Annotated in this window: 14 protein-coding genes; 13 read left to right on the top strand and 1 reads right to left on the bottom strand. The window is 65.7% G+C overall.

What is annotated here, in order from left to right; translation table 11 throughout:
- The 9 genes from ABWL39_RS20580 to ABWL39_RS20540 form a co-directional block, all read left to right on the top strand.
- The coding region (locus ABWL39_RS20580; RefSeq protein WP_367796032.1) for a DUF2190 family protein at positions 1–403 on the top strand (403 nt) is incomplete at its 5' end.
- Between the two features lie 24 nt (positions 404–427).
- On the top strand, positions 428–1,384 hold the full coding sequence (locus ABWL39_RS20575; protein ID WP_367796030.1) for a capsid protein: 957 nt from the start codon (positions 428–430) through the stop codon (positions 1,382–1,384).
- A gap of 50 nt (positions 1,385–1,434) precedes the next feature.
- Positions 1,435–1,626 carry a hypothetical protein gene (locus ABWL39_RS20570; RefSeq protein ID WP_367796028.1) on the top strand — a complete coding sequence of 64 codons (192 nt, stop codon included), beginning with the start codon at positions 1,435–1,437 and terminating at the stop codon, positions 1,624–1,626.
- A 9-nt stretch (positions 1,627–1,635) separates the two neighbouring features.
- On the top strand, positions 1,636–2,061 hold the full coding sequence (locus ABWL39_RS20565) for a gp436 family protein (protein WP_367796025.1): 426 nt from the start codon (positions 1,636–1,638) through the stop codon (positions 2,059–2,061).
- Positions 2,062–2,063: 2 nt separating this feature from the next.
- The gene (locus tag ABWL39_RS20560) at positions 2,064–2,651 is read left to right on the top strand and encodes a phage protein Gp37 (RefSeq protein ID WP_367796022.1); all 588 of its coding nucleotides are present in this window, start codon (positions 2,064–2,066) and stop codon (positions 2,649–2,651) included.
- A gap of 10 nt (positions 2,652–2,661) precedes the next feature.
- The gene (locus ABWL39_RS20555; RefSeq protein WP_367796019.1) at positions 2,662–2,841 is read left to right on the top strand and encodes a hypothetical protein; all 180 of its coding nucleotides are present in this window, start codon (positions 2,662–2,664) and stop codon (positions 2,839–2,841) included.
- A 3-nt stretch (positions 2,842–2,844) separates the two neighbouring features.
- Positions 2,845–4,269: a phage tail sheath subtilisin-like domain-containing protein gene (locus ABWL39_RS20550; RefSeq protein ID WP_367796017.1), complete on the top strand. Its 1,425-nt coding sequence runs from the start codon at positions 2,845–2,847 to the stop codon at positions 4,267–4,269.
- Between the two features lie 13 nt (positions 4,270–4,282).
- On the top strand, positions 4,283–4,657 hold the full coding sequence (locus ABWL39_RS20545; protein WP_367796014.1) for a phage tail protein: 375 nt from the start codon (positions 4,283–4,285) through the stop codon (positions 4,655–4,657).
- Complete coding sequence (locus ABWL39_RS20540; RefSeq protein ID WP_367796011.1) at positions 4,654–5,142, top strand: hypothetical protein; 489 nt, start codon at positions 4,654–4,656, stop codon at positions 5,140–5,142. The genes ABWL39_RS20545 and ABWL39_RS20540 overlap by 4 nt, the downstream gene beginning before the upstream one ends.
- A 54-nt stretch (positions 5,143–5,196) precedes the next feature.
- Here ABWL39_RS20540 and ABWL39_RS20535 read toward each other — a convergent pair whose 3' ends face one another.
- Entirely contained in the window at positions 5,197–5,427 is a 231-nt protein-coding gene (locus ABWL39_RS20535) for a hypothetical protein (RefSeq protein ID WP_367796008.1), read from the bottom strand.
- Here ABWL39_RS20535 and ABWL39_RS20530 point away from each other — a divergent pair.
- The 4 genes from ABWL39_RS20530 to ABWL39_RS20515 all read left to right on the top strand — a co-directional run.
- Positions 5,426–7,180, top strand: a complete 1,755-nt coding sequence (locus ABWL39_RS20530) for a phage tail tape measure protein (RefSeq protein ID WP_367796005.1) — start codon at positions 5,426–5,428, stop codon at positions 7,178–7,180. The two genes, ABWL39_RS20535 and ABWL39_RS20530, sit on opposite strands and share 2 nt — an antisense overlap.
- 74 nt (positions 7,181–7,254) lie before the next feature.
- Complete coding sequence (locus ABWL39_RS20525; RefSeq protein WP_367796002.1) at positions 7,255–8,508, top strand: DNA circularization protein; 1,254 nt, start codon at positions 7,255–7,257, stop codon at positions 8,506–8,508.
- Positions 8,492–9,622 carry a phage baseplate assembly protein gene (locus ABWL39_RS20520; RefSeq protein WP_367796000.1) on the top strand — a complete coding sequence of 377 codons (1,131 nt, stop codon included), beginning with the start codon at positions 8,492–8,494 and terminating at the stop codon, positions 9,620–9,622. The genes ABWL39_RS20525 and ABWL39_RS20520 overlap by 17 nt, the downstream gene beginning before the upstream one ends.
- The coding region (locus tag ABWL39_RS20515; RefSeq protein WP_367795997.1) for a phage baseplate assembly protein at positions 9,619–9,916 on the top strand (298 nt) is incomplete at its 3' end. The genes ABWL39_RS20520 and ABWL39_RS20515, both read left to right, overlap by 4 nt.

The raw sequence follows: 9,916 nt of genomic DNA, 5'->3' as shown, positions 1-9,916 counted from the left end.
AGGCCTAACCAACCAGGAGCCCGTCATGTCCAACATCCTGCTATCCAAAAATTTCCAGGCGGCGGCGGCCATCGCGGCCTACACCCTGGTCAAGCATGCTGCGGCCGACGACCAGGTGCAGGCGGCGGCAGCTGCCACCGATCTGGTGATCGGCGCCACCCAGGACATCGCCCCGGCGATCGGCGAGCGCGTCGATGTGGCGCTCTGCGGCATTACCTATGTCACGGCGGGTGCCGCGATTACCCGTGGCGCCCGCCTGATGTCGGATGCCTCGGGCCGCGTCGTTACCGCTGCGGCGGCTGCCGGCACCAATGTCAACACGGTCGGGTCTGCGCTGGAATCGGCCTCGGCTGCCGGCGACGTGATCCGCGTCCTGCTCAACCCCGGCACCTTCCAAGGCTAATCCCCGCTTTAACAGGAGAACTGCATGTCTACCGCTGCCTTTCCAGTCAACCCCGCGCTGACCGCCATTGCCATCGGTTACCGCAACCCGGATTACCAGCTGATCGCCGATCAGGTGCTGCCGCGTCTGCCGACCGCCCAGAAATTCAGCTACACCGTGTATAGCGCCGGTCAGGGCTATACCGTGCCCAACACCAAGGTCGGTCGCAAGTCCGAGCCGACCATGGTCGATTTCGGCGGCACGCTGCTGACCGGCGAGTGCGTCGATTATGGCCTCGACGATCTGGTGCCGAACAGCGAGGTCGCGGCCTGGGAGGCGATGCCGAAGCCGGCCTCCGGTGGGCCGCTGTCGCCGCTGGCCATTTCCACCATGATGCTGACCGGCCTGGTCCAGCTCGACCGCGAGGTGCGCGTCGCGAACCAGGTCTTCAACACCGCCAACTTTGCCGCCGGTAACCAGCAAACCCTGGCCGGCACCAGCCAGTGGAGCGATTACAACAACTCCAACCCGTTGTCGGCCTTGCTGACCGCGCTCGACGTGCCGCTGATCCGCCCGAACAAACTGGTGCTGGGCCAGCAGGCGTGGACCACGCTGCGCCAGCATCCGAAGATCGTCAACGCGGTGTTCCGTACCCCGCAGAACTCCGGCTCGGTGCCAAAAGAAGCGCTGGCCGAGCTGCTGGAGATCGACGAGGTGATCGTCGGTACCGGCTTCGTCAATACGGCGAAGAAGGGCCAGGCGCCGACCTATGTGCGTGTCTGGGGCAAGCATGCCGCGCTGCTCTCCGTCTCGCTGTCCGCCGCCCAGGCCATGCAGCCGACCTTCGGCTTCACCGCCCAGTTCGGCACCAGGATCGCCGGCGAGCTGCCCGAGCCGAAGGCCGGTCTGCGTGGCGGTGTCCGTATCCGTAGCGGCGAGAGCGTGCAGGAGGTCATCACCTGCACCGACGCCGGCTATTTCTTCCAGAACGCGGTGGCATAAGGCAGTCCGGGCCGCGAGGCCGACGGGCGCATTCTAAAGGAGCAAGAACGATGGCAAGAACCCAGACCGAGGCGGCAGCCGCCAGCCAGGTGTCCGTGACCGCGCTGGTGCCGGTGAACTATGACGGCACGCTGTATGGCCCGGACCAGCCGGGGGGCGATCGCTTCGATGTCCGCGCGGAAGACCTCGGGCAACTGCTCGATGTCCGCGCGGTGGTACTGACCAACGCCGGGCCGGTCTAAGGGGGCGCGGTGAATTACGCGAACCAGGCCGACATGCTGGCGGCGTTCGGGGTGCGGGAGCTGACCATGCTGACCGACCGTGCGCTGTCCGGCTCGCTCGACACGGCAGTGCTGGCGACCGCGCTCGACGAGGCCAATGCCGAGGTCGACGCCTTCCTGCAGGGGCGTTACGCCCTGCCGCTGGCCAGCGTGCCGCGCCTGCTGACGCGCATCTGCTGCGATATTGCGCGCTATCGGCTGTGTGGCGGTGATGCGCAGGAGACGGAGCCGGTGCGCAACCGTTACCGGGATGCCCACCGCATCCTGGAGAAGATCAAGGATGGCGAGTTGACGCTCGGCCTCGATGCCAGCCAGCAGGAGGTGGGGACCCGGTCGACGATCCGGATTCAGGACGGCAGACGGACATTCGGCCGGGATGCCCTGGCGGATTACTGAGCATGATCGTCGATATCGAAAACGCGGTGCTCGACCGCATCCAGAGTGCAAACGATGGGCGCCTTGGCTACCGCATTGCCACCCTGGAGACCTATGGCGGTGAATTCGATGACGAGATCAGCCAGGTGGTCCGCCAGTTGCCGGGGGTCTGGGTGGTGTACGCCGGCGGCGGCAAGCCCGCGCCCTATGGCGCCAGTAAGACCAGGTGGCGCATGCCGGCGACTTTCGTGGTCATGGTGGGCGCGCGCAGCGTGCGCAGCGAGCCGTTTTCCCGGCGCGGCCTGGAAGTGGCCGGCCAGGTCAGGGAGGTCGGCGCCTATCGCATGCTGGAGGATTGCCGGCGCCTGCTGCTGAACCAGGACTTCGGCTTGCCGATCGCCCGCTTCGAACCGGGCTCGGTCAAGACGCTTTACAACCTGACAATGAATGGCCTGGCGCTCTCGGCCTTTGCCCAGGAGTGGCACACCGCCTTCATCGTCGAACCCGATGCCGCCGCCGATGGCGACTGGCTCCGGATCGGCATCAACTACCACCTGGTTCCGGACGACGGCAAGCCCGACGCGTCGGACCTCGTCACCCTCAACCCATAAAGGAGCAGCCATGCTGGTTCTCGCCGCACCCGGCCTCAAGGTTCCGATGGAGAACAACCCCCGGAACTACATCACCGATACCCCGCCGGATGGCGAGCGCGGGTATGCCCTCGTCGAATCCCCGTATTACCTGCGCCGCGTGGCGGAAGGCGATCTGGTGGAAGTTGCCGACAAGAAAGCGAAGGAGTAACGCATGGCCTCGCCCAATATCGCGTTCGATAACATCCCGGCCAGCATCCGCAAGCCGGGCAAATATCTGGAGTTCAATACCAAGCTGGCGGTCCGCACGCTGCCGGGCAATCTGCAGAAGGTGTTGATCGTTGGTCAGCGCCTGGCCGCCGGCATCGTTGCCGCCAATACGCTGGTCGATGTGTTTTCGGTGGCCGATGCCAATACCTATTTTGGCCGTGGCTCGATCGCCGCATTGATGGTGGCGGCCGCCGTGGCGGCCAATCCCTATTTGTCGCTGCAGGCGATCGCGCTGGATGATGCCGGCGCCAGTGTGGCCGCGACCGGCACGATCACGATTACCGGGCCGGCCACGGCGGCCGGGGTGCTGACAGCCCAGATCGGCGACATGCTGGTGCAGATCGCCGTGGCCACGGGCGACGCGCAAAACACCATTGCGGCCAACCTGAAGGCCCAGTTCGACAAGCAGCCCGATTTGCCGGTGACGGCGACCGTGGCCACCAACGTGGTCACACTGACCGCAAAAAACAAGGGCACGTTGGGCAACGCCATCAAGGTATCGGCCGCCGCGACCACGGGCATCGGCGTGACGGCCGCCGTGGCGGCCATGGCGAGCGGCGCCACCGACCCGACCGTGGCCACCGCGCTGACGACGGTGTTTGCCGCAGGGCACAACATCATCATCACCCCGTGGAACGATGCCACCAATCTGACGGCGCTGCGCACGCATCTGGACAGCGTCGGCGGTCCGCTCGAGCAGCGTGGCGCGATCGGTGTTTACGGTCATGTCGGCACGGTGTCCGCCGCCACCACGCTGGCGGCGTCGATCAACAGCGGCCGCATGACCGGCGCGCTGCTGCCGGGTTGCTACGAGAACGTGTTCGAACTGGCGGCCGCCTATGGCGCCGTGATCGCCAGCGAAGAGGACCCGGCGCGCCCGCTCAACACGCTGGCGCTGACCGGCATCTCCGCGCCGCCGCAGACATCCTGGCTGGATCGGGTGTCGGTCGAAAACTGCCTGTGGAACGGGGTGACGCCGCTGACCGTGGGGCCTGGCAACAAGGTGCAGATCGAGCGCGCGGTCACCACCTACACGCTCGACGCACAGAGTGTGCCGGATATCTCGCTGCTCGACCTGACCACCATCCGCACGCTCGACTATGTGCGCCGCGCCGTGCGTGAACGCATCGCGCTGCGCTTCCCGCGCGAGAAGCTGTCGGCGCGCACCGCGCCCAAGGTGCGCTCGGAGCTGCTCGATGTGCTCTACAAGCTGGAGGAACTGGAGATCGTCGAGGCGGTACAGGCCAATGCCGCCGGGGTGCTGGTCGAGCGCGATTTGCAGGACCCGAACCGGCTCGATGCCAAAATCCCCTGCGATGTGGTCAACGGCTTGCACGTCTTCGCCGGCCGCATCGATCTACTGCTGTAAAGGAGCGCGATAAATGGCACTGCAAGAATATCTGGGCGCGATCGTCATGGAGATCGATGGCCAGGAGGTGGAGATCGAAAGTCTCGACGTGACGTTCAAAACGGGGCGCAAATTGGTCAAAACGATGAACAAGACCGGGAGGGCCAAAGGCTTTGCGAAAGGGGTGGCCGAATATGACCTGAAGGTCACGGCGGTGATCCCAGTGTCCGGCGATATCGACTGGGGCAGCATCGAAGGCGCCAAGATCACCATCTATCCGGTCAGCGCCGGAGGCAAACGCACGAGTTACCTGGACTGCTTCACCACCGATGCGGGCAGCAAATACACGGTGGATGGCGAGGCCAAGCGCGACCTGACCATGATTGCCCTGCGCGAGGTGATTGAATGAGCGACCTCCTGAGCCGTCTCAAGGCCGGCCGCGCGGCCATCGGCAGCGTCACCGTCGACGGCGTGGCCTTTGGCCTGCGGCTGCTGTCCGAGCAGGATTATCTGGCGGCGCAGATCGCCACCGAGGTGGCGATGCGCGAAGCCGGGCTGGAGTTGTCGATATCGACTGCCGAAGCCTATGAGGCGGAGAAATCCAGCCAGCTGCTGGCGCGGGCGCTGGTCGATCCAGTCACCGCGGTACCGGTCGCGGCCAACGCCCAGGCCTTGCGCGAGGCGGTTGGACGGGAGCAGCTGTCTGCCATGGTCAATGCCTACCTGGCGCACGAGAAAGTCTACTCACCATCGGCGCGCACGCTGAGCAATGACGAACTGACGGCGCTCGTCGACGAGGTAAAAAAAAGTCCGGAGACGACGCTGTCGAGCGTTTCAAGTATCGATACGCTGAAAAGGCTTATTACTATTTTGGCATCCCCGCCTGCCAGCTGACCGACGGGCAATGGCTGTGGCTGCTCGGCATGGCCGCCGCCGAGGCGGAGGCGGTTACCCGGCGGGGTGATGGGGCGGGCGACGGTGTGACCAGGCACTACCGATCCAGCCGGCGCAGCAAGACCACCCAGCCAGCAGCGCCAGCATGACGTGGCAGCCCCCGATCACCAACATCTCGGCAAACCAGAGCAGCCCCAGCAGCGAGCGGAATATGAGTCCGGGCAGGAGCACGATGCATACCAGCAGCAATAGCGTCAATTCGAGCATGGGGCCAGTATAGTCCATGGACAGCAACCTCACCATCGGGCTGTGGCTGCGCCTGCACGGCAACGATGCCGCGGCCGCCGGCATTCGCCGCTTCACCGACACCGCCCGTACCGGCTTCGGCCAGGTCGGCAACAGCGTCAAGCAGGCCTGGCAGGACCTGAACGGATTTTCGGCGGCGTCGAAACTGCTGGCGGCGGCCGGTGGGGTCGGGCTGCTCAGGAATGCGCTGGATGCCAACCTGGAGTTCGAACAGAAAATCCTGGAGATGAAGCAGCTGGCGGACATGACCCAGGCGCAGGCCGCCGCGATGCGCAAGACCGCCATCGAGCGAGCCACCGACCTGCTGGCCACACCGCAGGACATCGCCGAGGGCATGCGCACGCTGGCCAATGCCGGCATGAAGTACGAGCAGATCGCCGGCACGATCGAGGAGGCCGCCCGCGCCGCGCTCGCCTTTCGCTCCAGCATCACCGACATTGCCAATATGGATTTCGACATCCAGCAGAAATTCCATATCGACCCGTCGCGCATGGCCGCCATGCACGACATGCTCTATTACCACTCGAAGGCCGGGCGTTTCGAGGCCAAGAGCCTGTCCAGCTACGCCCCGGAATACCTCAACGAAATGGCGCGGGTCGGCATGGGCGGCGAGAATGCGCTCAACTTCGCCGGCGCGCTCACCCAGGTGATGCAGAAGATCAAGCCAGCCACCCAGCCCGGCGAGGTGTCGACGCTGATCAAACACGGTCTCGGGCACATCACCGACAAGGCGTACGTCAGGCACATCAAGGCTGCCACCGGCATCGATGTCGAGAAATACATGCCGGACGGCAAGTTTTACGGCGAGGGGGGCGTCGCGGGCATGCTCGACCTGGCGAAGGCGCTCAAGGCAAAGGGCCTCGACAACCCGTTCAAGATGTCCAAGGCCGGCTTCAACGACCAGTACACACGCGATTTCTGGCTGCAGATAATCAAGTCGATCGACGAGATCGAGGCACAGATGAAACTCGCCCAGGGCGCTGCCGGCGAACAGACGCTAGATCGCGACGTTGCCGAGATCCGCCACAGCAATTTCGGGCGCATCAAGAAGGGCGCCGTCCAGGTGGAAAAAGCCAAGCTCGGCGAGGGTGCCACCCAGGGCGCCGACTGGGCGGGCCGCATGAGCGAATACTTCGCCGACCACAGCGGCCAAGTGCTGGCCGGCGCCGCCGGCGTGGGCGCGCTGGCCCTGGCTTTCCGCTACAACCGCAAGCGCAAGGATCGTCTGGCCGGCGAGGCGCAGGCCACTGCTGCGGGCGAGGCCGGCAAGGTGCTCGGAGGCATGGGCGTGCAGCGGGTGTTCGTCACCAACTGGCCGGGCGGCATGCTGGGGCCCGGCGAGGCGCTGAAACAGAAACAACGCGGCAAGCAAGGCGGTGCCGGCCTGCCGGATATGCCGCTTGCACCGGCAGAAGAGGCCGCAGCACCCAAAGGCCGCATGGGGCGCACACTGGGCGCGGCCGGCAAGGCGCTCGGCGTGGTCGGCGCCGCCGCCTCGGGCTGGGAGCTGGGATACAACGTGATTGGCCCGGTGCTCAATGAAGGCATCAATGCCCTGGTGTCCGCCGTCACCGGTAAGGACAACACGCTCGGCGGGGCGATCTACGACCTGCTGCACAAGGAGCAGCAGCCGGTCAAGGTCGATCCCATCAAGGTCGAGGTATCGGTGAGCAACGGCAACATCGTCGCCGCCATCAACGATGCCAACACGCGCCAGGCACGGCGCAACTAGCGGGCGTTTCCCCCTCCCCGCTGAAGTCCTTCCACCCCGGGCCGGGCCATGCGCGCGCGTAAGCTGGCGCCATCATGGCCTGGTCAGACTCCCTTCTAGATTGCTCGTTTCGTGGCGTGACGTTCGATGTCACGCAGACCGATGACGGTGCCGAACGCTCGCTGGTCGAGCATGCCTATCCCTGGCTCGATGGCGCCAGCGTAGAAGACCTCGGCCGTGCAGCGCGCAGCTTGCGCATCAACGCCGTGCTGTTTGGCGACGACTATGAGCAAAGGCTGCAGGACCTGCTGGCCGAGCTGGACCAGCCCGGTGCCGGTGAGTTGATCCACCCGGTGTTCGGATCGGTGTGGGCGCAGTTGCGCTCGTGGCAGGTGCAGCATACGGCCGATGCCGTCGATCAATGCGTGTTGACGCTCGTCTTCGTTGAAACCGACAGGCAGGATCAACCCTTCTTCGCCCGCGAGCTGCCAGCACAACAGGCCGATGCGGTCGACGATCAGGGGGCACAGGCTGAAGCCGCAGTGGCCGATGCCACCGCCGAGGTGGTGGATGACACCGTTGCGGCCAACCCGCTGGCGGCACTCGACAGCCTGCGCCAGTCGCTGACCGGGCCGGTGCTGGCCGGTTTGGCGCAGGTGCAGGGGCTGGCGACATCCGGGCTGGACGTGCTCAAGTACCCGCGTGCCTGGGCCAACGACCTGTCGGCCATCGTCAGTGGCATCCAGGGGCTGCGCAATTTCGACAAACGCCTGCTGGCCGAATGGGGCGCGTTAACAAGCATTTTCCGCTCGTTAAACGAGGGCTGGGGCAGCCGCAAGGCCAGCACTACCCATGCCGTGGCTGCGCTACGGCCTGGGGTGGCGCCCAGCGAGGTACAGGCAGTCGCAGCCGCACAGGTGCATGTGACGGTACAAACCGCCGTGGCCACGGCCAGCGCTGCCGCCATGGTGCTGACTGCCGAGGCTGACCCGGCTCGTGCGCCGGACCTGTCGCCGGCCGACATCGAACAGATGGTGAACGATGCCCGTCAGACGCTGCTCGACGCCATGACTGCCGTGCGGGCGCTCTATCCGCTGGAACAAGCCCGCACGATCTGCGAACCGCTCAAGCAACAGGCGGCCGCGCTGCAGCTGGCGGCGCAGTCGCTGATCGAATTGCGCCCGCCGCTGCAGCTGCGCGCCCTCGATGTGCCGGGCAATCTGCGCCTGCTCGCCCATGCCTGGTATGGCGACCACAACCGCGCGCCGGAACTGGCCCGCCTCAACCCCCTGTTGCGTCTGCCCAACGCCCTGCAAGCCGGAGATCGCCTCTATGGCTACGCCAAGTGAGCGCGGCGTCGCGCTGCTGATCGGCGGCCAGGTACATGACGACTGGGAGAGCTATGACGTCGATTCCGATCTGCTGGTGCCGGCCGATGCCTGGCATGTCAGCCTCGGCCTGCGCGATGGTGAGCTGCCGCCCTCGGTATATGCCGGTGCACCGGTAGAGGTGCAGGTGGCTGGCCAGCGCGTGATGCGCGGCCGCGTGGATGAGATCAGCCACGAAATCAGCCGGGCCGAACATCGCCTGAGCTTGTCCGGGCGCGACGGCGCGGCCGATCTGGTGGATTGCTCGGCGCCGATCTTCGTCAAGCGCCAGGCGGCGCTGGCCGACATCGTTGCGGCGCTGACGCGCGAGCTGGGCGTCAAGAAGGTCCGTATCGATGCGGACAAGAGCCGCACCAGGGAGAAAATCAACGTCGAGCCAGGCGATACCGCCTGGGATGCATTAGTCCATGCAGCCGAAGCCAACGGCCTATGGCCATGGTTCGAACCGGACGGCACCCTGGTGGTCGGCGGCCCGGATTACAGCCGCCCGGCGGTGGCCACGCTGCTGCTGCGCCGCGATGGGTACGGCAACAACGTACTGTCGCTGGCATTGCGCCAGTCGATCGCCGATCGCTATTCGCACCTGACGGTGCTGGGGCAGGCGCATGGCACCGAACAGGAAGAAGGTCGGCACGACGTCAAGGCCGTGGCGCGAGACCGGCAGATGCAGGCGATCGCGTACCGTCCAAAGATCGTGGTCGATCACGAGGCGGATAGCGTCGCGGTGGCGCAGGACCGCGCCCGCAAGCTGATTGCCGATGCGCGCCTGAAAGGCTTGAACCTGACCGCGCGGGTGCCGGGGCATGTGATCGATGCCGCTGGCGAAGCCGGTGACGGCCAGTTGTGGACGCCTGGCCAGCGGCTGCGGGTGGTGTCCGAGGCGCATGACATCGACGGCATCTATTTCCTGATTGGTCGACGGTTTACCGGTGGACGCCACGAGGGCGCGCAGACCGAGCTGCGGCTGGTCGAGGATGGCACCTGGGTGCTCGATGCGCACCCGCACAGGCGCAAGCACCGTAGAGGAAAGAACGGTATCGACGATGGCTCGGATGGACTGGAGAACGGCCAATGATTGACCAGGTGAATCGCCAGATTCGCCGCGCGCTGAGTTCGGTGCGCCAGGCGTTTCGTGGCAAGGGTAGCGCGGTCAACAGCGCAGGACCGGTACAGCTGGTGGACGCCGAGGGGCTCGCCGGTGAGCAGATCCGCGCGGCTGAAATGCTGCAGCACTACGGCCTGACCAGCGTGCCGCCGGCAGGTTTCATGTTCGTGGCGCTGCCGCTGGGTGGCAAGACATCCCATGGCGTGGTGGTAGCCACCGAGCACGCCAGCTATCGCCTCAAGGGACTGAAATCCGGGGAGGTAG

Source organism: Chitinivorax sp. PXF-14, from assembly GCF_040812015.1.
Classification (GTDB): domain Bacteria; phylum Pseudomonadota; class Gammaproteobacteria; order Burkholderiales; family SCOH01; genus JBFNXJ01.
Note: the sequence above shows the minus strand (reverse complement) of the source record. Positions and strands in the feature narration are given on the sequence as shown.

Excerpts from the sequence above, each read along its gene's own strand:
- ABWL39_RS20540 (WP_367796011.1), top strand. The coding sequence starts at position 4,654 with ATGAGCGACCTCCTGAGCCGTCTCAAGGCCGGCCGCGCGGCCATCGGC.
- ABWL39_RS20560 (WP_367796022.1), top strand. The coding sequence starts at position 2,064 with ATGATCGTCGATATCGAAAACGCGGTGCTCGACCGCATCCAGAGTGCA.
- ABWL39_RS20525 (WP_367796002.1), top strand. The coding sequence starts at position 7,255 with ATGGCCTGGTCAGACTCCCTTCTAGATTGCTCGTTTCGTGGCGTGACG.
- ABWL39_RS20575 (WP_367796030.1), top strand. The coding sequence starts at position 428 with ATGTCTACCGCTGCCTTTCCAGTCAACCCCGCGCTGACCGCCATTGCC.
- ABWL39_RS20530 (WP_367796005.1), top strand. The coding sequence starts at position 5,426 with ATGGACAGCAACCTCACCATCGGGCTGTGGCTGCGCCTGCACGGCAAC.
- ABWL39_RS20535 (WP_367796008.1), bottom strand. The coding sequence starts at position 5,427 with ATGGACTATACTGGCCCCATGCTCGAATTGACGCTATTGCTGCTGGTA.
- ABWL39_RS20545 (WP_367796014.1), top strand. The coding sequence starts at position 4,283 with ATGGCACTGCAAGAATATCTGGGCGCGATCGTCATGGAGATCGATGGC.
- ABWL39_RS20550 (WP_367796017.1), top strand. The coding sequence starts at position 2,845 with ATGGCCTCGCCCAATATCGCGTTCGATAACATCCCGGCCAGCATCCGC.
- ABWL39_RS20520 (WP_367796000.1), top strand. The coding sequence starts at position 8,492 with ATGGCTACGCCAAGTGAGCGCGGCGTCGCGCTGCTGATCGGCGGCCAG.
- ABWL39_RS20555 (WP_367796019.1), top strand. The coding sequence starts at position 2,662 with ATGCTGGTTCTCGCCGCACCCGGCCTCAAGGTTCCGATGGAGAACAAC.
- ABWL39_RS20570 (WP_367796028.1), top strand. The coding sequence starts at position 1,435 with ATGGCAAGAACCCAGACCGAGGCGGCAGCCGCCAGCCAGGTGTCCGTG.